The sequence below is a fragment of the Pseudomonas sp. MYb118 genome (assembly GCF_040947875.1).
Classification (GTDB): domain Bacteria; phylum Pseudomonadota; class Gammaproteobacteria; order Pseudomonadales; family Pseudomonadaceae; genus Aquipseudomonas.
The window spans coordinates 476,939-498,415 of record NZ_JBFRXN010000002.1 but is presented as its reverse complement, the minus strand read 5'-3'; the positions used below and the strand labels follow the sequence as shown (position 1 = coordinate 498,415).

The 21,477-nt window shown below is 60.8% G+C and carries 20 protein-coding genes; 6 read left to right on the top strand and 14 right to left on the bottom strand.

Translation table 11 applies throughout. The features are described 5' to 3' along the window. Window positions 1-5: 5 nt before the first annotated feature. The 10 genes from ABVN20_RS08055 to ABVN20_RS08010 all read right to left on the bottom strand — a co-directional run bounded on the left by ABVN20_RS08055 (window position 6) and on the right by ABVN20_RS08010 (window position 12,189). A complete protein-coding gene (locus ABVN20_RS08055) occupies window positions 6-1,334 on the bottom strand; it encodes a sigma-54-dependent transcriptional regulator (RefSeq protein ID WP_368555110.1) in 1,329 nt (442 codons plus the stop codon). Next, entirely contained in the window at window positions 1,331-3,232 is a 1,902-nt protein-coding gene (locus tag ABVN20_RS08050) for an ATP-binding protein (RefSeq protein ID WP_368555108.1), read from the bottom strand. Before ABVN20_RS08050 ends, ABVN20_RS08055 begins: the two co-directional genes overlap by 4 nt. A gap of 166 nt (window positions 3,233-3,398) precedes the next feature. After that, window positions 3,399-4,133 carry an amino acid ABC transporter ATP-binding protein gene (locus ABVN20_RS08045; protein ID WP_368555106.1) on the bottom strand — a complete coding sequence of 245 codons (735 nt, stop codon included), beginning with the start codon at window positions 4,131-4,133 and terminating at the stop codon, window positions 3,399-3,401. Next, complete coding sequence (locus tag ABVN20_RS08040; protein WP_368555104.1) at window positions 4,130-4,801, bottom strand: amino acid ABC transporter permease; 672 nt, start codon at window positions 4,799-4,801, stop codon at window positions 4,130-4,132. The genes ABVN20_RS08045 and ABVN20_RS08040 overlap by 4 nt, the downstream gene beginning before the upstream one ends. Further along, window positions 4,801-5,547, bottom strand: a complete 747-nt coding sequence (locus tag ABVN20_RS08035; RefSeq protein ID WP_368555102.1) for an amino acid ABC transporter permease — start codon at window positions 5,545-5,547, stop codon at window positions 4,801-4,803. The genes ABVN20_RS08040 and ABVN20_RS08035 overlap by 1 nt, the downstream gene beginning before the upstream one ends. A 190-nt stretch (window positions 5,548-5,737) precedes the next feature. Further along, on the bottom strand, window positions 5,738-6,652 hold the full coding sequence (locus ABVN20_RS08030; protein ID WP_368555100.1) for a glutamate/aspartate ABC transporter substrate-binding protein: 915 nt from the start codon (window positions 6,650-6,652) through the stop codon (window positions 5,738-5,740). A gap of 446 nt (window positions 6,653-7,098) precedes the next feature. Continuing rightward, window positions 7,099-8,637 (bottom strand): glycerol-3-phosphate dehydrogenase, encoded by a 1,539-nt coding sequence (gene glpD / locus ABVN20_RS08025; RefSeq protein ID WP_368555098.1) that lies wholly within the window; start codon window positions 8,635-8,637, stop codon window positions 7,099-7,101. A 288-nt stretch (window positions 8,638-8,925) separates the two neighbouring features. Further along, window positions 8,926-9,681 carry a DeoR/GlpR family transcriptional regulator gene (locus ABVN20_RS08020; protein WP_368555096.1) on the bottom strand — a complete coding sequence of 252 codons (756 nt, stop codon included), beginning with the start codon at window positions 9,679-9,681 and terminating at the stop codon, window positions 8,926-8,928. Between the two features lie 94 nt (window positions 9,682-9,775). Then, window positions 9,776-11,281, bottom strand: a complete 1,506-nt coding sequence (gene glpK, locus ABVN20_RS08015; RefSeq protein ID WP_368555094.1) for a glycerol kinase GlpK — start codon at window positions 11,279-11,281, stop codon at window positions 9,776-9,778. A gap of 56 nt (window positions 11,282-11,337) precedes the next feature. After that, a complete protein-coding gene (locus ABVN20_RS08010; RefSeq protein WP_368555092.1) occupies window positions 11,338-12,189 on the bottom strand; it encodes an MIP/aquaporin family protein in 852 nt (283 codons plus the stop codon). A 370-nt stretch (window positions 12,190-12,559) separates the two neighbouring features. Here ABVN20_RS08010 and ybaK point away from each other — a divergent pair, with 370 nt between their 5' ends. Both ybaK and ABVN20_RS08000 read left to right on the top strand, forming a co-directional pair. Next, window positions 12,560-13,030 (top strand): Cys-tRNA(Pro) deacylase, encoded by a 471-nt coding sequence (gene ybaK, locus ABVN20_RS08005; RefSeq protein WP_368555090.1) that lies wholly within the window; start codon window positions 12,560-12,562, stop codon window positions 13,028-13,030. 16 nt (window positions 13,031-13,046) lie between these two features. Beyond that, window positions 13,047-13,829, top strand: a complete 783-nt coding sequence (locus tag ABVN20_RS08000; RefSeq protein WP_368555088.1) for a PhzF family phenazine biosynthesis protein — start codon at window positions 13,047-13,049, stop codon at window positions 13,827-13,829. A 177-nt stretch (window positions 13,830-14,006) separates the two neighbouring features. Here the strand turns inward: ABVN20_RS08000 and ABVN20_RS07995 are convergent, their stop codons facing one another. Both ABVN20_RS07995 and argF read right to left on the bottom strand, forming a co-directional pair. Then, window positions 14,007-15,116, bottom strand: coding sequence for an ABC transporter ATP-binding protein (locus ABVN20_RS07995; protein WP_368555086.1), 1,110 nt, complete (start codon window positions 15,114-15,116; stop codon window positions 14,007-14,009). After that, entirely contained in the window at window positions 15,113-16,033 is a 921-nt protein-coding gene (gene argF / locus ABVN20_RS07990) for an ornithine carbamoyltransferase (protein ID WP_368555084.1), read from the bottom strand. The genes ABVN20_RS07995 and argF overlap by 4 nt, the downstream gene beginning before the upstream one ends. 405 nt (window positions 16,034-16,438) lie before the next feature. Between argF and ABVN20_RS07985 the strand changes: the two genes are divergently transcribed. The 3 genes from ABVN20_RS07985 (at window position 16,439) to grxD (ending at window position 19,399) form a co-directional block, all read left to right on the top strand. Next, a complete protein-coding gene (locus ABVN20_RS07985) occupies window positions 16,439-16,729 on the top strand; it encodes a hypothetical protein (protein ID WP_368555082.1) in 291 nt (96 codons plus the stop codon). Between the two features lie 134 nt (window positions 16,730-16,863). Continuing rightward, the gene (locus ABVN20_RS07980; RefSeq protein WP_368555080.1) at window positions 16,864-18,969 is read left to right on the top strand and encodes a molybdopterin oxidoreductase family protein; all 2,106 of its coding nucleotides are present in this window, start codon (window positions 16,864-16,866) and stop codon (window positions 18,967-18,969) included. A gap of 97 nt (window positions 18,970-19,066) precedes the next feature. Then, on the top strand, window positions 19,067-19,399 hold the full coding sequence (gene grxD, locus ABVN20_RS07975; RefSeq protein WP_368555078.1) for a Grx4 family monothiol glutaredoxin: 333 nt from the start codon (window positions 19,067-19,069) through the stop codon (window positions 19,397-19,399). 232 nt (window positions 19,400-19,631) lie between these two features. On the opposite strand, the gene bfr is transcribed toward grxD, so the two are convergent. Both bfr and ABVN20_RS07965 read right to left on the bottom strand, forming a co-directional pair. Beyond that, window positions 19,632-20,108 (bottom strand): bacterioferritin, encoded by a 477-nt coding sequence (gene bfr, locus ABVN20_RS07970; RefSeq protein ID WP_368555076.1) that lies wholly within the window; start codon window positions 20,106-20,108, stop codon window positions 19,632-19,634. Window positions 20,109-20,308: 200 nt separating this feature from the next. Beyond that, window positions 20,309-20,527, bottom strand: coding sequence for a bacterioferritin-associated ferredoxin (locus ABVN20_RS07965; RefSeq protein WP_368555074.1), 219 nt, complete (start codon window positions 20,525-20,527; stop codon window positions 20,309-20,311). A gap of 314 nt (window positions 20,528-20,841) precedes the next feature. On the opposite strand from ABVN20_RS07965, the gene ABVN20_RS07960 reads away from it, so the two are divergent. Beyond that, window positions 20,842-21,444: a peroxiredoxin gene (locus ABVN20_RS07960; protein WP_368555072.1), complete on the top strand. Its 603-nt coding sequence runs from the start codon at window positions 20,842-20,844 to the stop codon at window positions 21,442-21,444. The last annotated feature ends 33 nt before the right edge of the window (window positions 21,445-21,477 follow it).

Genomic DNA, 21,477 nt, shown 5'->3' with positions numbered 1-21,477 from the left:
GTCCATCAGTGGCTCAGCCCGTACTTTTTCACTTTGTCGAACAGGGTGGTCTTGGCCATGCCCAGCTCCAGGCTGGCCTGGGTCAGGTTGCCGCCGCTGCGTTGCAGGGCATCGCCGAGCAGGTTGCGTTCGAAGGCTTCCACCGCTTCGGCGAAGGCCAGGCCCTGGGTGCCGGCGCTGGCGCCGGACTTCTTGAAGGCCGGCAGACCGAGGGCGAAACGTTCGGCGACGTTGCGCAGCTCGCGCACGTTGCCCGGCCAGTCGTGGCTCATCAGGTGCGACAGGGTCTGGTTGTCCAGCTCCGGCGCGGCCCGGTCGAAACGCAGCGACGATTGCTGCAGGAAGTGTTCGAACAGTTGCAGGATGTCTTCGCGGCGTTCGCGCAGCGGCGGCAGTTCCAGGGTCACCACGTTGAGGCGGTAGTACAGGTCGCTGCGAAAATCGCCCGCGCGGCTCAAGTCGTCGAGGTCGGACTTGGTCGCCGCAATCACCCGGCAATCCACCGCCACGCTCTGGTTCGAGCCGAGGCGTTCCAGGGTGCGTTCCTGCAACACCCGCAGCAGCTTGATCTGTAATGGCAACGGCATGCTTTCCACTTCATCCAGGAACAGCGTGCCGCCGTCAGCGTGCTCGATCTTGCCGATCCGGCGTTTGCCGGCGCCGGTGAAGGCGTTGGCTTCATGGCCGAAGATTTCGCTTTCGAACAGATTCTCCGGCAGGCCGCCACAGTTCAGCGCGACGAATGCCTTGGTGTGGCGGCGACTGAAATCATGCAGGCACCGCGCGACCAGTTCCTTGCCCGTGCCGGTCTCGCCTTCGATCAGCACGTTGGCCGAGGTGTCGGCGACGTTGGCGATCAGCTCGCGCAGGTTCTGCATCGCCGGTGAGCGGCCGATGATCCGGCCTTCCAGGGAATCGCGCTCGGCCAGTTGCCGGCGCAGGGAAGACACCTCCCGCGCCAGGCTGCGCTGTTCCAGCGCGCGCCGGGCCACGTCCACCAGGCGTTCCGGGGAGAACGGTTTCTCCATGAAGTCGTAGGCGCCTTTCTGCATTGCGCCGACCGCCATGGAGATGTCGCCGTGGCCGGTGATCAGCACCACTGGCAGGCTGCGATCGCGGGCCTTGAGACGGGTCAGCAGTTCGAGGCCGTCGATACCCGGCAGGCGAATGTCGCTGATGACGATCCCGGCAAAGTTGTCGCCGACCTTTTCCAGCGCGTCTTCGGCGCAGGTCACGCCGATGCAGGGAATGTCCTCCAGGGCCAATGCCTGTTGGCAGCCCAGCAGCACATGGGGGTCGTCTTCGACGATCAGCACACTAAGGTCGTTGTTCATATTGGCTCGGCAGGAGTAGGGCTTACCAACGGTAAACTGAGGACGAAGCTGGTGCCACCGCTGGCCGGGTGTTCGACACCCAGGTGCCCGCCCGTGGCGGCGGCCAGGCTGGCGGACAGGGTCAGGCCAAGTCCCAGGCCCTGTTCGCCCGGTTTGGTGGTGAAGAAGGGTTCGAACAGGTGCTTGCGCGCATCAATGTCGATGCCGTGGCCGTTGTCGCGCACCCGCAGGCGATATTTGCCGTCCAGCGCTTCACCTTCCAGCCACAGCTCCGGCAGCGGCTGGGCCTGCATGGCATCGAGGGCGTTACCGATCAGGTTGACCAGAATCTGCTCCAGGCGAGTCTGGTCGATTTGGACCTGCACCTCTTCGAAGCGCCGATGCACCTGCAAGTGAGCGCTTTCGACCCGCGAGCCGAGTAGTTGCAGGGCGGCATCCACGCCCTTGCCCAGGCAGGCCTGGCCCTTGTCGTCACCGCGCCGGGCGAACGAGCGCAGGCTGGCGGTGATGCGGCCCATGCGGTCGATCAGATCGTTGATGGTCTTGAGATTGGTGCTGGCCACGTCCAGCTGGCCACGCTCCATGAAGCGCACGGTATTGCCTGACAGGGTACGCAGCGCCGCCAGTGGCTGGTTCAGTTCGTGGGCGATGCTGGTGGACATCTGACCGATGGCCGCGAGTTTGCCGGCCTGCACCAGTTCGTCCTGGGCGTGGCGCAGGGTCTCTTCGGCGTGCCGGCGTTCGCGGATCTGGCCCTTGAGGCGTTCGTTACTGGCGCGCAGGTCGCTGGTGCGTTCGGTAATCCGACGCTCCAGTTGATTGTTGGCTTCTTCCAGGGCCTCGCGCGCGGCGAGACGGGTGGCAATCACCTTGCGCCGCTCGTTCCAGGCGATCAGCAGGAACGCCACGAGGGCAAAAGCCACGGCCACCAGAATCCCCTGATTGATGGCCTGGCGACGCAGGTCCTGCAAGGGCGTGAGCAGGGTGAAATTCCATGGCGTGTCGCTCAACTGGCGGGTCTGCGACAGGTAGCTGATGTCCTCTTCGTCGGACTCGACCTCGCTGTTGGCGGGGAAGGTCAGCTTTTCCTCGCCTTCGGCCAGCTTCTCCCGGGCCAGGGGTTGCAGCTCATTCAACGGGAACCAGTAGTACTGAAGGCTGCGGGCGAGTTTTTCCTTGGTATCTTCGCTGAGCGGCACCACGGATTTCAAGCGTCGCGACGGGTCACTGGAGAGAATGATGATGCCATTCTCGTCGCTGACGAAGGCTTCCAGGCGCGCCCGTTGCCAGCGTTCTTCCATGGCTTCCAGACGGACCTTGACCACTGCCACGCCGATGATCTTGCCGTGTTCTTCCAGGCCGTGGGCCAGGTAGTAACCCGGCTCGCCATTGGTGCTGCCGATGCCGTAGAAACGGCCCGGCTGACCGCGAACGGCGTTCTGGAAATAGGCGCGGAAGGACAAATCTTCACCGAGGTAACTGTCGACGTCGCGCCAGTTGCTGGTGGCCATGACGCGGCCGGTGGTGTCCATCACATAAATGGCCCGGCTGCGGCTGCGCCGGTTCAGGCCTTCGAGGTAATCGTTGACCACTTGCCGGTGCTCCGGCGTCGGATCGGCCAGCAGCGTGGAAACACTCGATTCGAGTTCCAGCAGGCTGGGCAGGTAGGTGTATTTGCTGATTTCGCTTTCGACGGCACGGGCGTGCAGCTCGAGCTGACGCTGGCCATTCTCGCTGAGGCTGCGAATGCCGTAGTGCTCACTGAGCCAGAAGCCCAGATAACCCAGCCCGACCATCAGGGCGATGATCAGCGGTGGCAGCAGCAGGTGACGAATCAGACGGGGTTTCACGGCGAGTGATGGCGGCGCGGCGCGATAAAGATTGGGGTCGCATTTCATCACAGATGCCTTGGGTCAACCAGCGCTTGCCGTCCTTCCCCCAACTGTGGGAGCGAGCCTGCTCGCGATGGACTCGAAATCGCCGCGTACATTCGGTATATACGCGTCATCGTTAACGACCATCGCGAGCAGGCTCGCTCCCACAGGAAGGGGAGGGAGCGCGCTTTTAGTGCTGCAAGATCTTGTTGAGGAAGTGCTGGGTACGCTCGGCACGGTGGCTGATGTCGCCGAAGAACTCCTCTTTCGGGCAGTCTTCGATGATCTTGCCGGCGTCCATGAAGATCACGCGGTCGGCCACTTTGCGGGCGAAGCCCATTTCGTGGGTCACGCACATCATGGTCATGCCTTCATGGGCCAGTTGCACCATCACGTCGAGCACTTCGTTGACCATTTCCGGGTCCAGCGCCGAGGTCGGTTCGTCGAACAGCATGACGATCGGGTCCATCGCCAGCGCACGGGCAATCGCCACACGCTGCTGCTGGCCACCGGACAATTGGCCGGGGTGCTTGTGGGCGTGGGCCGAGAGGCCGACGCGGTCGAGCAGGGCCAGGCCTTTCTTGGTGGCTTCTTCCTTGCTGCGGCCCAACACCTTGATCTGCGCGATGGTCAGGTTCTCGGTGATGGTCAGGTGCGGGAACAGCTCGAAATGCTGGAACACCATACCCACGCGCGAACGCAGCTTGGGCAGGTCGGTTTTCGGGTTGGCGATGGAGGTGCCATCGACCACGATGTCACCCTTCTGGAACGGTTCCAGGGCGTTGACGCATTTGATCAGGGTCGATTTGCCCGAGCCGGACGGCCCGCACACCACGATCACTTCGCCTTTCTTGACCTCGGTGCTGCAGTCGGTCAGCACCTGGAAGTCCCCATACCACTTGTTGATGTTCTTGATAGAGATCATACGGCGAACCTTTTTTGCAGACGCTTGACCAGCTGCGAGGCGGCAAAGCTGATGATGAAGTAAACGAGACCTGCGAAGATCAGGAACTCATTGGCGCGACCGATGATGTCGCCACTGGCGCGCGAGGCGTTGAGGAAGTCCACCAGGCCGACGGCGTAGACCAGCGAGGTGTCCTGGAACAGGATGATGCTCTGTTGCAGCAGCAACGGCGTCATCTTGCGGAACGCCTGCGGCAGGATGATCAGGCGCATCATCTGGCCGTAAGTCATGCCCAGTGCCTGCGCGGCGCCCATCTGGCCCTTGGGAATCGACTGCACGCCGGCCCGCACGATTTCACAGAAGTAGGCCGCTTCGAACATCATGAACGCCACGATGCACGAGGTGAACGCGCCGATCGGCGTGTCTTCGCCGGTGATCCAGCGCAGCACGAACGGCACCGCCAGGTAGAACCAGGTGATGACCAGCAGCAGCGGGATCGAACGGAAGTAGTTGACGTAGGCGCCAGCCAGGTTCGAAAGCAGTTTGTTGTGGGACAGGCGCATCAGCGCCAGGATGGTGCCAAGGATGATCCCGCCGATGACGCCCATGGCCATCAGTTTCAGGGTCATGACCATGCCGTTCCACAGGCCTGGCAGGGCCGGGACGATACCCGAGAAGTCGAATTCCATCATTTACCCCCTGCGGAGATCAGGCCCGGTACGGCGACTTTCTTCTCGACCATGCGCATCAGCAGCATCAGGCTCATGTTCAGGGTGAAGTAGATCAGCGTGGCCAGGGTGAAGGCTTCGAACAGGTTGGCCGAGAATTCGGCGGTCTGTTTGGTCTGCGCGAGCAGCTCCATCAGGCCGATCAGCGACGCCACCGACGAGTTCTTGAAGACGTTGAGGAATTCCGACGTGAGCGGCGGAATGATGATCCGGTAAGCCTGGGGCAGCAGCACGTTCCAATAGATCTGCGGCAGCTTGAAGCCCATGGCGCGAGCGGCGGATTCCTGGCCCTTGGGCAGCGCCTGGATACCGGTGCGCACCTGTTCGCAAACGCGGGCGGCGGTGAACAGGCCCAGGCACACGATGACGCTGAGGAACGCCGACGTGGTCGGGTTCAGGTCCTGTTTGTACCACTCCTGCAGGTTTTCCGGCAGCAGATCGGGCACCAGGAAGTACCAGATGAACAGCTGCACCAGCAGTGGCACATTACGGAAGAGTTCGACGTAGCAGGTCGCGATGCCCGATACGATGCGATTCGGTACGGTGCGCATGACGCCCAGGATCGAGCCCAGTGTCAGGGCAATGATCCAGGCCACGATGGCGATGGCGATGGTCCAGCCCAGGCCGGAAATGAACCAGTCGAGATAGGTCTCGCTGCCCACGCCGGTGGATCTGAAGAATACGCCCCAGTCCCAGTTGTAATTCATCAGGGTCTCCCCTCGGATTCTATCGATGTACTAATGCCCGCTTGGGGAACTCCGTTCCCACCCCGACCTCGATGGTCGGACACACACGAGCGGCTCGACAGCCACCGGTTCGAGTGTTTCCAGAAAATGCCAGCAGGGAGTAGCTCCTGAAAGGGCAATGGCCCTCTCAGGAGTTAAGGTTAGACAGAAATCAGGATTTCTTGTCGTCAGCCGCTTTATCGGTTGGAGTGGCGATCAGGGCCTTGAGCTCGTTGCTCATCGGGAATTCCAGGTTCACGCCTTTTGGCGGCACTGGCTGCTGGAACCACTTGTCGTAGATCTTGTTGATCTCGCCCGATGCGTAGGTGGCCTTGATGGCGTCGTCCACGACCTTCTTGAATGGCGCATCGCCCTTGCGCACCATGCAGCCGTAGATTTCGTACGACTGTGGCGTGCCGGTTACGGCCCAGTCAGCAGGCTTCTTGGCCTTGGCCATTTCGCCGGCCAGCAGGACGTCGTCCATCATGAAGGCAACGGCGCGGCCGGTTTCCAGCATCTGGAAGGACTCGCCGTGGTCTTTGGCGGAGATGACGTTCATGCCCATTTGCTTGTCGGCATTCATCGCCTTGAGGATGCGCTCGGACGTGGTGCCGGCGGTGGTCACGACGTTCTTGCCTTTGAGGTCGTCGAAATCCTTGTAGGACGAATCTTTCTTGGACAGCAGACGGGTGCCGACTTCGAAGATGCCCACGGAGAAGTCAACCTGTTGCTGACGCTCGACGTTGTTGGTGGTCGAACCGCATTCCAGGTCCACGGTGCCGTTCTGTACCAGCGGGATGCGGGTCTGCGAGGTCACCAGGTTGTACTTGACCTGAAGGTTAGGCAGGTCCAGCTCTTTCTTCAGGGCTTCGACGACTTGCAGTTGCAGGTCGTGGGAGTAGCCGATCGGCTTGCCGGTGGCGTCCGCGATGTAGGAGAACGGAATGGAAGCGTCACGGTGGCCGAGGGTGATCGTGCCGGAGTCTTTGATCTTCTTCAGGGTGCCGGTCAGTTCGGCGGCGAAAACTGGAGTGCTGATCAGAGCGGCAGCGATGGCTGCGCCCAGGATGTGGGGAACGATACGCATCAAATTGTCCTCGACATTGTTTTTTTTATGAAGCCGGTTAATCGGCCCTTTGAGCTTCGAGCGTTTGCTGGCTTTCAAGGTTCCGCGCAGCAAAGCATTCGTCGAAAAGTGTAGAGCATGAGTCGTGCCAGGCCAGGCGAACCTAGGTAATTTATTGATTTATAAGGATTATTAAATTTATCTGATGTTTTTTTGATATCAGATAATCCGGTTAACCGAATCGACGGGCAGGTCGCGTTCGGAAAACCGAATGCGTTTCTGGCGGGTGGCTGTCCCCTGTGGGAGCGGGCTTGCTCGCGAAGGCGGTGGGTCAGCCTGCATCTCAGTCGACTGACCCACCGCCTTCGCGAGCAAGCCCGCTCCCACAGGGGGGATGAGGTGTGCGACAGAACGCAAAAGCCCCTGAATCGCGAGATCCAGGGGCTTCGGGTTCAGCAGGCGGGCAATCAGGCCGCTTCGATCTTGCGGCGGTTCTGCTCGACTTTGCTCAGGTAGTCCGCGAGCTTCTGCTGCTCAGCCGCTGTGGTGAACAGGCCCAGCTTGCTGCGCCGCCAGAGGATGTCCTGTGCGGTGGTCGCCCATTCTTCGCTGCACAGGTAATCGACTTCGCGGGTGTAGAGGCCACCGCCGATGTGTTCGCCCAGGTCACTGAGGTTCTGCACACCTTCGAGCATGCGCCAGGTGCGGTTGCCGTAGGTGGTGGACCAGCGGCGGGCAATTTCGCTCGGCACCCAGTCGAACTGATCGCGAATCCGTGAGCTCAGGGCTTGCGGGGTGGTCATGTCTTCACCGCCCGGCAAGGTTTCGTTGGCGGTCCAGCTTGGTTTGATATGCGAGAAGTACGGGGCCAGTTGCGCCAGGGCCGACTCGGCCAGCTTGCGGTAGGTGGTCAGCTTGCCGCCGAACACCGACAGCAGCGGTGCTTCTTCGCCGGAGCCCGACAGCGCCAGGGTGTAGTCGCGGGTGACGGCCGAGGGGTTGTCGGATTCGTCGTTGCACAACGGGCGTACGCCGGAGTAGCTGTGCAGGATGTCGTCGCGGCTGATCTGCTTTTTGAAGTGGGCGTTGACCACGTTCAACAGGTAGTCGGTTTCGCCATCGGTGATCGCCACGCTGGCCGGGTCGCCGGTGTATTCGCGGTCGGTGGTGCCGATCAGGGTGAACTGGTTCAGGTACGGAATGGTGAACACGATGCGCTGATCTTCATTTTGCAGAATGTGCGCGTGGTCGCCTTCATACAGTTTCGGCACGATCAGGTGGCTGCCTTGAATGAGGCGGATGCCATAGGGCGATTCCATCTTCAGGTCATCGCGAATGAACTTGGCGACCCATGGGCCGGCCGCATTCACCAGTGCCTTGCTGCGGATCGAAAACAGGCTGCCGTCGGCGCGCTCCAGATGCAGGTGCCACAGGCCCTTGGTGCGTCGGGCGCTGACACAACGGGTCTGGGTGTGAATGTGCGCGCCTTTTTCGCGGGCGGCCATGGCGTTGAGGACCACCAGGCGGGCGTCGTCGACCCAGCAATCGGAGTATTCGAAACCCTTGGTGATTTCGCTCTTCAACGGGCTGTCCGGGCCGAACTTGAGGCTGTTGGAGCCTTGCAGTTTTTCCCGCTTGCCCAGGTTGTCATAGAGGAACAGGCCGGCGCGGATCATCCAGGCCGGGCGCAGGTGCGGGCGATGCGGCAACACGAAGCGCATCTGCTTGACGATGTGCGGCGCCTTGGCCAGCAGCACTTCGCGTTCGGCAAGGGCTTCACGCACCAGGCGGAATTCGTAATGTTCGAGGTAGCGCAGGCCACCGTGGATCAGCTTGCTGCTGGCCGACGAGGTATGGCTGGCCAGGTCGTCCTTTTCGCAAAGGAACACTGACAGACCGCGACCGGCGGCATCCGCTGCGATGCCTACGCCATTGATCCCGCCACCGATGACGGCAATGTCGTAGACCTCAGCGATAGGGGGCGTGGGCAAGGTAGTGTTGGGCATCGCATGGCCTCGGGCTTTTTTTGATTTTCGCTATTTGAATTCGAACATGAATGTTCATTTGCGAAAATGGTAGCCCAATAAGCGGCGCACAGCCAGTGTGCTTCGATTGAAAAAACTGATCGAAGGGTGGGGAAAGGAAAATTTTCGAACATGCGAGGGTGCGTTTTAGCGCGAAGAACGAGGTGATCTTATCGCGAGCAGGCTCGCTCCCACAGGTTGCATGCAAAAACTGTGGGAGCGAGCCTGCTCGCGATGGGGTCGGTACAGCCTACAAATGATCTGAACTGATCAAACCACTTCCAACCGAATCTTGTGCTGGCTGAGCAACTGCGCCAGCGCCGGCACCGGCTGCTGGTCGGTCACCAGGCAGTCGATCAGGCTGATCGGGCCCAGGCGAATCATGGCGTTGCGCCCGAACTTGCTGGAGTCCGCCGCCAGGATGACCTGCCGCGCATTGGCGATGATCGCCTGTGACACCCGCACTTCCTGGTAATCGAAGTCCAGCAGGCTGCCGTCTTCGTCGATACCACTGATGCCGACCAGGGCGAAGTCGACCTTGAACTGGTTGATGAAATCAACGCTCGCCTGGCCGACCACACCGCCGTCACGGCGCACATTGCCGCCGGTCAGCAGCACGTCGAAGTCATCCTTGGCGCTGAGCATCGAGGCGACATGCAGGTTGTTGGTGATGATCTTCAAATGGCTGTGGTTGAGCAGCGCACGGGCAATCGACTCGGTGGTGGTACCGATATTGATGAACAGCGAGGCGTGATCGGGGATCTGCGCGGCAACGGCTTCGCCGATACGCTGCTTTTCATCGCGCATCTGGTCGGCGCGCATGGCGTAGGCGGTGTTTTCGACACTGGAATCGTAGGCGGCGCCGCCGTGATAGCGACGCAGCAGATTGGCTTCGGCGAGCTGGTTGATGTCGCGGCGGATGGTCTGGGGTGTCACGACGAACAGCGAGGCCATTTCCTCGATACTGACGTAGCCGCGTTCGCGAACCAGTTCGAGGATTTGCTGCTGACGGGGAGGCAGATTCATGGGGCTTCCTTTGGGCTGCCGTGCAAAATTTGCCCATGATGCCGCAGGAATCTGCTCCCTGCCAGTTACATACTGAAGCGGTATGCAGGTTGGCTTATTCGGCGCCTTCCTGCGGCTCCCAGTCGCGGGTGCGGCTGACGGCTTTCTTCCAGCCGGCGTAGAGTTTTTCCTTGGCGGCTTCGTCCAGGCTCGCTTCGAATTCGCGCTCGATCACCGCCTTGTCGCGCAGCTCTTCCAGGCTGCCCCAGAAACCACAGGCCAGGCCCGCCAGGTAGGCCGCGCCCAGTGCCGTGGTCTCGCGCATTTTCGGGCGCTCGACCTGGGTGCCGAGGATGTCGGCTTGGAACTGCATGAGGAAGTTGTTCGCCACCGCGCCGCCATCCACGCGCAGCGCCTTGAGGCGTTCGCCGGAATCCTGCTGCATGGCGTCGAGCACGTCGCGGGTCTGGTAGGCGATCGACTCCAGCGCGGCGCGGATGATGTGATCCACGCGAACGCCACGGGTCAGGCCGAACAGCGCGCCACGGGCGTACGGGTCCCAGTAGGGCGCGCCGAGACCGGTGAAGGCCGGCACCAGGTACACGCCGTTGCTGTCCTTGACCTTGCTGGCGAAGTACTCGGTGTCGTGGGCGTCGTTGATGATCTTCAGTTCATCGCGCAGCCACTGCACGGTCGAGCCGCCGTTGAACACTGCGCCTTCCAGCGCATAGGCCACTTCACCGCGCGGGCCGCAGGCGATGGTGGTCAGCATGCCGTGGTTGGATTTCACCGCCTTGGTGCCGGTGTTCATCAGCAGGAAGCAGCCGGTGCCGTAGGTATTTTTCGCCTGGCCCGGCTCGACGCACATCTGGCCGAACAGCGCGGCTTGTTGGTCACCGGCGATGCCGCCGATGGCGATGCCGCTCTTGGTGTGGCCGTAGATTTCCGAAGAGGATTTCACCGGCGGCAGCATTTCCCGCGGGATGTCCAGCAGCTCGAGCATCTTCGTATCCCACTCCAGGGTGTGGATGTTGAAGAGCATGGTGCGCGAGGCGTTGGTGTAGTCGGTGACGTGCACCTTTCCGCCGGTAAATTTCCAGATGAGCCAGCTGTCGACGGTGCCGAACAGCAGCTCGCCGTTGCGCGCGCGCTCGCGGCTGCCTTCGACGTTGTCGAGGATCCATTTGAGCTTGGTGCCGGAGAAATACGGGTCGGTGACCAGGCCGGTGGTTTCGCTGATGTATTGCTCGTGGCCGTCGCGCTTGAGCTGCTGGCAGATCTCGGTGCTGCGCCGGCACTGCCAGACGATGGCGTTGTAGATCGGGCGGCCGGTGGTCTTGTCCCAGACCACGGTGGTTTCGCGCTGGTTGGTGATGCCGATGGCAGCCACCTGGTCATGATGCAGGCCGGCTTGCGCCAGGGCCTCGACCATCACTGCGCTCTGGGTGGCGAAGATTTCCATCGGGTCATGCTCGACCCAGCCGGCCTGCGGGTAATGCTGGGCGAATTCGCGCTGGGCGGTGCAGACCACGTTGGCGTCGCGGTCGAAAATGATCGCGCGCGAGCTGGTCGTACCCTGATCGAGGGCAATGATGTAGTTCTTATTCTGTAGGTCGGTCATGTCGATTGCCTTGGACGAAATAAGGGAGTGAGATCAGGCGCGTCGCGCCAAAGGTATCAGGAAGTTCTGGGTTTGCCGTCAATGGCCGGTGTTGTGTCCTTTGTAGCAGGTTCGGTGGCCGGCAGATGACGGGCAATCAGCCCGCGATAGGCCGCGGCACCGAGGCAGGCACCGACAATCGGCGCAAAGATCGGGATCAGGAAATACGGAATATCACGTGCGCCAGTGAGGGAGACTTCACCCCAGCCGGCGAAGAAGGTCATCAGTTTGGGGCCGAAATCCCGCGCCGGGTTCATCGCAAAGCCGGTCAGCGGTCCCATCGAACTGCCGATCACCGCGATCAGCAAACCAATCAGCAGCGGTGCCATCGGTCCGTTCGGCAAGCCATTGTTGTCGTCGGTCAGGGCCATGATCACGCCCATCAGGATCGCCGTGATCACCACCTCCACCAGGAATGCCTGGGCGGTGGACAGTGACGGGTTGGGGAAGGTGGAGAATACCGACGCCAGTTCAAGGCTGGCCTCGGTGCCACGAACCAGTTGGTGGGCTTGTTCGTAATCGAAGAAGAGATTGCTGTACAGCGTGTAAACCAACAAGGCGCCGCAGAACGCGCCAGCCACCTGGGAAAGAATATAGAGCGGCAGTTTGCGCTTTTCGAAGTCGGTGAAAATGCACAGGGCGATACTGACGGCGGGGTTCAGATGGGCCCCGGACACTCCGGCGGTCAGGTAAATCGCCATGCTGACGCCCACGCCCCAGATGATGCTGATTTCCCACAAGCCAAAGCTGGCACCCGCGACCTTGAGCGCGGCAACGCAACCGGTACCAAAAAAGATCAGCAGCGCCGTGCCCAGAAACTCAGCCAGGCATTGGCTGGAGAGCGACGGTTGTTGTAAAGCAGTTGTCATCGAAAACCTCTTTGTTTTTTTTCTTTCAGCGCCTTTCTTGATCCTGATCAAGGCGCGATTTTCACCGGGAGGGTCCCCACCCTGAGCCCCGGTTTACTGCTGGGGGATGCGTTGTCGCGTTATACGGTATTCGTAATCGAAAAAATATAGTCAGGAAACATAACTGTCAAAGATCGAAAGTGAACGGTCAGTCAGTTCCGAACTATTAGTCAGGTGAATGATCATTTTGTTTGCCGGGAGCCTGAAGCACTGACGAACGGTAAGAGGCGTTCGTGCGCCCTGGAAGCGTTGCCGGGATAGAGCGTTTTGCCCGGCAATGACCTAGAATCGGGCGCAGTATTTTTTCTCTGCTGCCCAGTCTGGAGCTGTCATGACCCCCGCATTGGATTTGTTGAAGAAGGTTCGTGCCGAACATCAGGTGCACAGTTACGAACATGATCCGAAGGCAGCGTCCTACGGGCTCGAGGCTGCAGAGAAACTCGGCCTGGACCCGGCGCAAGTATTCAAGACGCTGCTGGCCGCCAGTGAGAAAGGCGAACTGCTGGTGGCCGTGGTGCCAGTAGCCGGAACCCTGGATCTGAAAGGCCTGGCGCACGCCGCCAAGGTCAAGAAAGTCGAAATGGCCGACCCGGCCGCCGCGCAACGATCCACTGGTTATCTGCTGGGCGGCATCAGTCCGCTGGGGCAGAAAAAGCGCCTGCGCACCTTTATCGACAATTCGGCTCAGCCGTTTGCGAGCATTTTTGTCAGCGCCGGTCGTCGCGGTCTCGAAGTGGAGTTGGCGCCAGCGGTGCTGGCCGAACATACTCAGGCCACGTTCGCCGATATTGGCCGCGCCTGAATCAGGGAGAAGATTTATGCAGCTTGAGTTTCACCAGGTAGATGCGTTCAGCGACAAGCCGTTCAGTGGCAACCCGGCGATGGTCTACCGGCTCGACGCCTGGCTGGCCGACGAGTTGATGCAGAAGATTGCCGGCGAGCACAACCTCGCCGAAACCGCCTTCGTGGTGCGTGAAGGGCAGGGCTGGCGCATTCGCTGGTTCACCCCGACCACCGAGGTGCCCCTGTGCGGGCACGCCACCCTGGCCAGTGCCTATGTCCTGTTCGAGATCTACAAGGAGCCGGCCGAGCGCCTGGATTTCATCTGCAAATCCGGCCCGCTGAGCGTGAGCCGTGAAGGTGATCGGCTGTGGCTGGACTTCCCGGCCATCACTCCCTCGGAAGTGGGGGTGACCCTGGATGTCGAGCGCGCATTGGGTGTGGAAGCGGTCGATGTGCGCGGTTCGAATGAGTTGTTCGTGGTGCTCGAGTCCGAGCAGGCGGTGCTCGATTGCCAGCCAGACATGATCGCCCTGGCCAAATTGCCGTGGCTGGGCGCCATCGTCACTGCCAAGGGCAGCAAGCATGATTTCGTGTCACGCTACTTCGCGCCTGCTATTGGTATCAATGAAGATCCAGTGACCGGCTCGACCCATTGCAGCCTGATTCCGTACTGGTCCAAACGCCTGGGCAAGTCGAGCCTGACGGCGTACCAGTGCTCGAAACGCGGCGGCGAGTTGTTCTGCCGGCTGGAAGGGGATCGGGTGAAGATCGGCGGGAACGCTACGCTGGTGGCCAGTGGCACGCTGATGCTGGGCTAAGCGATGAACCTGTAGGAGCGAGCTTGCTCGCGATGGCGGTGTGTCAGTTGATACTTGATTCGACTGACACACCCCATCGCGAGCAAGCTCGCTCCTACAGGTCTGGCGTCAATCAGATGATTTGTGTGCGACACAAAAACCTGTGGGAGCGAGCCTGCTCCCACATTGATATTGCATTCAGCCTGCCGTGCTGTAGCGCCGCACGCCCGATTCCACCGCCGGGATCTGCGCCGCGGTGCTGCCCGACGCCTGGAACAGCACCAGGTGATCGGCCGCCACGCGAATCCCGACATCGGCGCCGACCTGATGATCGACGTGGCTCGGGAAAATCGACTCCAGTTGCGCGCCGGTCGGCATCTGCAAGCGATACAGGGTTGATGCGCCCTGGAAGGATTTGCCGACAATCCGCGCCTTCAATGCGCTGTCCGGGGCATAGACGATGTCGTCCGGGCGCAGCAGCACGTCCACGGCGCCGCCGGTGGGCCAGGTGTAGGCACGGTTGCCGCGCAGTTCACCGAGTTCGGTCTGCACCGATTCCGGGCTGCTCAACTGGCCGCGAATGAAATAACCCTGGCCAATGAAGCTGGCGACATAGGGCGTCTGCGGTTCGTGGTACAGGTTGTAGGGGGTGTCCCACTGTTCCAGGCGACCCTCTTTGAACACGCCGATGTGATCGCTGACCGCAAAGGCTTCTTCCTGGTCGTGGGTCACCAGAATCGCGCTGGTGCCACGGGCCTTGAGAATGTCGCGCACTTCGTGGCTGAGCTTGCGGCGCAGTTCACCATCGAGGTTGGAGAAGGGCTCGTCGAGCAGCAGCAGTTGCGGCTCGGGCGCCAGGGCGCGGGCTAGGGCCACACGCTGTTGCTGGCCGCCGGACAGCTCATGCACGAAGCGTTTGCCGAGGTTCTTCAGGTTGACCAGTTCGAGCAGTTCTTCGACGACGCGGTCCTTGTTCGGATGCTTGCGAATGCCAAAGGCGATGTTCTCGGCCACGCTCAGGTGCGGGAACAGGGCGTAGTCCTGGAACACCATGCCGATGCGGCGCTTTTCCGGGGCCAGGGTGAACCCGGCGCTGGAAATCGTTTCGCCGGCCAGGGTGATTTCCCCTTCGTGCACCGGTTCGAAACCGGCAATCGCCCGCAGCGTGGTGGTTTTGCCGCAACCCGACGAACCGAGCAGGCAACCGATGTCGCCGGCATTCAAATGCAGGTTGAGGTTTTGCACCACGCGCTGGTCTCGGTAGCCGCAGGCGAGGTTGCGCAGGTTAAGCAGTAATGGCTGGCTCATGCGTGGTGGTACGCCGGCTCGACGAGGAATTCGAGCAGGGCCTTTTGTGCGTGGAGTCGGTTCTCGGCCTGATCCCAGGCGACGGAGCGCGGGTCATCGAGCAGGTCGAGGCTGATTTCTTCGCCGCGGTGGGCGGGCAGGCAATGCATGAACAGCACGTCCTCGGCGGCCAGGTCCAGCAGTGCGCGATTGACCTGGTAGGGCGCGAACAGTTGCAGGCGCTTGGCGGTTTCTTCTTCCTGGCCCATGGAGGTCCAGACGTCGGTGCTCACCAGGTGAGCGCCGCGCACGGCTTCCTGCGGGTCGCGGACGATGGTCACGCGATCGCCGGCCCTGGCCACGAATTCAGGATTGGGCTCGTAGCCTTGCGGGCAGGCCACGCGCAACTGGAAGTCGAACTGGATCGCCGCTTCTATATAGCTGTTGCACATGTTGTTGCCGTCGCCGATCCAGGCCACGGTCTTGCCCTGAATCGAGCCGCGATGTTCGAGGAAGGTCTGCATGTCGGCTAGCAACTGGCAAGGGTGCAGGTCGTCGGACAGGCCGTTGATCACGGGCACGCGGGAGTTGGCGGCGAATTCGGTCAGGGTGCTGTGGGCGAAGGTACGGATCATCACTGCATCGAGCATGCTCGACATGACGATGGCGGCGTCGCCGATCGGCTCGCCACGGCCCAGTTGCGTGTCGCGCGGCGACAGGAAGATCGCCTGGCCGCCCAGCTGGATCATGCCGGCTTCGAATGAAATACGGGTGCGGGTCGAGGACTTCTCGAAAATCATCCCGAGCACGCGGTTTTTCAGTGGCTCGAACAGTACGCCGCGGTTACGCAGGTCTTTGAGCTCCACGCCTCGACGGATCACGCTGACCAGTTCGTCGGGCGTGCAGTCCATCAGGGAGAGAAAGTGCCTAGCGCTCATCATTGACTACCTTTTTGCAACAGACCGCAGATACTCAAAGCCTTGTTTTACGGAACAACGGGCGAGACCTGCGGCGTAAGCCGCACGGGGGCGACGAAATAGGGAAGGCGCGATCTTGACACTAAATGTCGCGTTTTTCCAATAGGCTACGGTGTATGCGGATTTCAGAGGGGCCGGGACGGTGACCGTCGTGGCGCGTTTGAAGTGTTTTCCTGACAGCAGCCCGTCATTTGTACACTGGCCTTGCGGGCCTTGGCAATCAAGCAGGGCGGGGATGGCGCGGTGGTTGTCGGTTTACGATCCGTGACCTCTCATCGTTAATGGCAATGTGCTTCGTCTGAAACACTTGCTAATGCAATGTGCTGGGTTATAACTAAGTCACGATTGACGCAGGAAGCCTCTGGAATGGAATCGAAAGAACAGCAACTCATGGAATTGCTCGGCCTCACGGCGCGGGCGTTGACACACCTCACCGCTTCCATGACGTCGATGTCCTTCGAACTCTTGCGTAGCAACGACGAGGTCACCAAGGCCGCCGGCCGGCGAATGATCGACCGCATGGCCACCATCAGCGCCGGTCTCGACGAACACTGGCGCCTCATCGGTGAGCTCACGGGCGTGCCCCTGGCCCACGAGCAGATCGAAACCATCCAGGAAATCCAGATGCAGGCGCCGCCGCGGCTGCCGTCGAACTGACTCGCTGCGGCCATCGGCTGGGCTGATGGGGGCCGATTCACGATTCGAACATCGCTGGCGCCGGGAACGGGTGCGGGCCATAGTTTTGTTCCCGCGGCTGCCGCTGCCCGCCCCGTACAAGAAAGAGACTGGCCATGACCAAGACTCTCCATCACCGTGCCTGCCATCTGTGTGAAGCCATTTGCGGCCTGACCATCGAGACCACCGAAACCGATGGCGCCGTGCAGATCACCTCGATCAAGGGCGATGCCCTGGACACCTTCAGCCGCGGGCACATTTGCCCCAAGGCTGTGGCCTTGCAAGACATCCAGAACGATCCGGACCGCCTGCGCCAACCGATGCTGCGGGTCGGCAGCGAGTGGCAGCCCATCGAGTGGGACGCGGCGTTCAACCTGGTCGCCGAACGCCTGGCCGATATCCAGGCGCGCCACGGCCAGAATGCGGTGGCGGTGTACCAGGGCAACCCCAGCGTGCACAACTATGGGCTGATGACCCACAGCAACTACTTCCTGGGCCTGCTCAAGACCCGCAACCGGTACTCCGCGACCTCGGTCGACCAGTTGCCGCACCACCTGACCAGCCATCTGATGTACGGCCACGGTTTGCTGTTGCCGATCCCGGACATCGACCACACCGATTTCATGCTGATCCTGGGCGGCAATCCGCTGGCGTCCAACGGCAGCATCATGACCGTGCCGGACGTGGAGAAACGCCTGAAGGCCATCCAGGGCCGCGGCGGCAAGGTCGTGGTGGTCGATCCACGGCGCAGCGAAACCGCGGCGATGGCCGATCAGCACCTGTTCGTGCGCCCGGGTGGTGACGCGGCGCTGCTGTTCGGCCTGCTCAACACTCTGTTTGGTGAAGGCCTGACCCGCGACAGTCATTTGCCGGTGGACGGCCTGGAGCAGGTGCGCGAGGCGATCGCAGGGTTCACCGCCGAGGCCATGAGCCCCTTGTGCGCGGTGCCGGCAGAGCAGATCCGCCAACTGGCCCGCGACTTCGCGGCAGCGCCGACGGCGGTCTGCTACGGGCGCATGGGCGTCTCGACCCAGGCTTTCGGCACGCTCTGTCACTGGCTGGTGCAGTTGATCAACCTGGTCACCGGCAACCTCGACCGCGTGGGCGGTGCGTTGTGCACCGAACCTGCCGTGGACCTGGTGGCGACCACCTCGGGCGGGCACTTCAACCTGTGGCAGAGCCGCGTTTCCGGGCGCCCGGAATATGCCGGCGAGCTGCCGGTGTCGGCACTGGCCGAAGAAATGCTCACCGGTGGCGAAGGGCAAGTGCGCGCGTTGATTACCGTGGCGGGCAACCCGGTGCTGTCGACCCCCAATGGCCGGCAACTGGAGCAGGCACTGGACGGCCTGGAGTTCATGGTCAGCGTCGATCTGTACATCAACGAAACCACGCGGTATGCCGACCTCATCCTGCCATCGACCTCCGCTCTGGAAAACGATCACTACGACACCACGTTCAACCTGTTCGCGGTGCGTAACGTCACCCGCTTCAACCGCGCGATCCTGGCCAAGCCGGAAGGCGCCTTGCACGACTGGGAGATTTTCGTCGGGCTGGCCAAGGCGTTTGCCGCCAGGACCGGCAAGGAGCTGAAGCCGACGATGCCGCCGGCGAAGATGATCGACATGGGCCTGCGCATGGGCGCCTATGGCGATGCTTCCTCGCACAAGTTGTCGCTGGCGACGCTGTTCGACCATCCCCATGGCGTTGATCTGGGGGCACTGAAATCCAACCTGGCCGGGCGACTCAAGACCGCCGAGCAGCGCGTCCAGGCGGCGCCCGCCGTGATGCTCGCCGACCTCGCTCGCTTCGCGGCGTTGCAGGCACCCCACGCCGATGAGCTGCTGATGATTGGCCGGCGTCATGTGCGCAGCAATAACTCCTGGATGCACAACTATCACCGACTGGTGAAGGGCAAGCCGCGCCATCAATTGCTGATGCACCCTGATGACCTGGCCAGCCGCGGGCTTAATGACGGGCAGCGGGTGAAGGTCAGCTCGCGGGTTGGCGTGATCGAGGTGGAAGTGCTGGGCAGCCTGGAAATGATGAAGGGCGTGGTCAGCCTGCCGCACGGTTGGGGGCATGCGCGACCGGGCGTGCAGATGACCATTGCCAGCGGCCAGCCGGGTTCGAGTGCCAACGACCTGACCGACGAATGTCAGCTCGACGAGCTGTCGGGTAACGCGGCGTTGAACGGCGTACCGGTGACGGTAGCGGCGGCGTGAACGGCTCTGTCGGGGAGACCGAGCATGGCGCTCGGCTTTCCGTTACAATGCGTCACCGTGCCGACCCCGGGGTCGGAAAGTTCAGCTGAGGTGCTCCATGGATATCATCGAAACGATTAAAGAGCAGATTGCCAACAACACCGTTCTGCTTTACATGAAAGGCTCGCCGAATGCCCCGCAGTGCGGCTTCTCCGCAAAAGCTGCGCAGGCCGTGATGGCATGTGGTGAAAAGTTTGCGTACGTGGACATCCTGCAGAACCCGGAAATCCGCGCCAACCTGCCGAAATACGCCAACTGGCCAACCTTCCCACAACTGTGGGTGGCCGGTGAGCTGGTCGGCGGCAGCGACATCATGATCGAGATGGCTGCAGACGGTTCGCTGCAGACCACCATCAAGTCGGCTGTTGAAGCGGCTGCTGCGAAGGCCTGATTACCGCCCGCGCAAGCACAAAAAGCCCCGCCTCTTGAGAGCGGGGCTTTTTTATATCCCCCTGTAGGAGCGAGCTTGCTCGCGATGGTCGTCAACGATTACGCGGGACATCAGGTAATCCGCGTTGTCTGGGCCTCCATCGCGGGCAAGCCCGCTCCTACAGGGGCGGGGGCGCATAAAAAATGCCCCGCCTCTGGGAGAGAGCGGGGCATTTTTTTGCGGGTCGAGAATGTTACTCGTCGTCGCCCATCTGCGATTGCAGGTAGTTCTCGATACCGATCTTGTCGATCAGGCCCAGCTGGGTTTCCAGCCAGTCGATGTGTTCTTCTTCCGACTCGAGAATGTCTTCGAGCAGTTCACGGCTGCCGAAATCGCCAACGGTTTCGCAATGGGCGATCGCGACCTTGAGGTCAGCGTGGCCGGTCTTCTCGATACGCAGGTCGCACTCCAGCATTTCCTTGGTGTGCTCGCCGATGTGCAGCTTGCCCAGGTCCTGCACGTTCGGCAGGCCTTCCAGGAACAGGATGCGCTTGATCAGCTTGTCCGCGTGTTTCATCTCGTCGATGGATTCGTGGTACTCGTGCTTGCCCAGCTTGTTCAGGCCCCAATCTTCATACATGCGCGCATGCAGGAAATATTGGTTGATCGCGACCAGCTCATTGGCAAGGATCTTGTTGAGATGCTGGATGACTGTAACGTCGCCTTTCATGATGGGGTCCTGCCCTGAGTTAGCTGTCTATAGGGCAGAGTTTGAGCCGCATAATTCGGGGTGTCAAACCTAAGTTATTGAATAATAAATGAAAATTAATCGGAATAAGAATGTTTGTGTTCCGCGTCTTGAGCGTAAGCAATTGATTTTCAGGCATAAAAAAACCGGACATTAAGTCCGGTTCTTTGAAATGCAGTTAGTTACGCCGCATTAAATTCTACAGGAAAAGGAATCGCAGCCTGGGCTGTTTGCAACTTGGTCAGGGTTTCACGCACCACTTCCTTGGCCAGGCAGGCGCATTTACCGCATTGGCTGGCTACGCCAGTAGCCTGACGGACTTCCTTGTAGCTGCAGCATCCTTCATAGATTGCATCGCGGATTTGACCGTCGGTGACGCCAGTGCAGAGGCAGACATACATAAGTGAAAACCGTCGCTGGTTGTGACTCAATTGCGATGGATCTTAATGTTAACGAGAATGATTGTCAAAGTGGTTTCTGACAGCTTTGCCTGAATTCGCGCCATCGCTGACGAACGGTTTTCTTCTGGGCAATCTGCCAGTAACCGTTACGGCGCCCATTCAGCGCTCCGGTGAAAATCCATGGAGGACAGGTGAAAAACGCAGTGTATGATGGCCGGTCCTTATGAAGGGGGTGAGTGTCACAGGGCTGTCGCCTGAGGGTGACAGGCTGGCGCAAACCCGGAACTTCACGTTTTTACACCAGGAGATATTCAATGAGCGTACTCGTAGGCAAGCAAGCCCCTGATTTCACCGTACCGGCCGTTCTGGGCAATGGCGAAATCGTCGACAGCTTCACCCTGTCCTCGGCCATCAAAGGCAAATACGGTCTGGTGTTCTTCTACCCGCTGGACTTCACCTTCGTATGCCCATCGGAGCTGATCGCTCTGGACAACCGCATGTCTGACTTCAAGGCACGCAACGTGGAAGTGATCGCCGTTTCGATCGACTCGCACTTCACCCACAACGCCTGGCGCAACACCCCGGTCAACAGCGGCGGTATCGGTGAAGTCCGTTACACCATGGCTGCCGACATGAAGCACGAAATTGCCAAGGCCTACGACGTTGAGTCCGAAGGCGGCGTGGCTTTCCGTGGCGCGTTCCTGATCGACGACAAAGGCATTGTCCGTTCGCAGATCATCAACGACCTGCCGCTGGGCCGTAACATGGAAGAGCTGATCCGTCTGGTCGACGCCCTGCAATTCCACGAAGAGCACGGCGAAGTCTGCCCTGCCAACTGGAAGAAAGGCGACAAAGGCATGAACGCTTCGCCAGAAGGCGTTGCGGCTTACCTGACCGAGCACGCGGCTGCCCTGTAAGGCGCGTTCGAGGTACAAAAAAACCGGCCATCA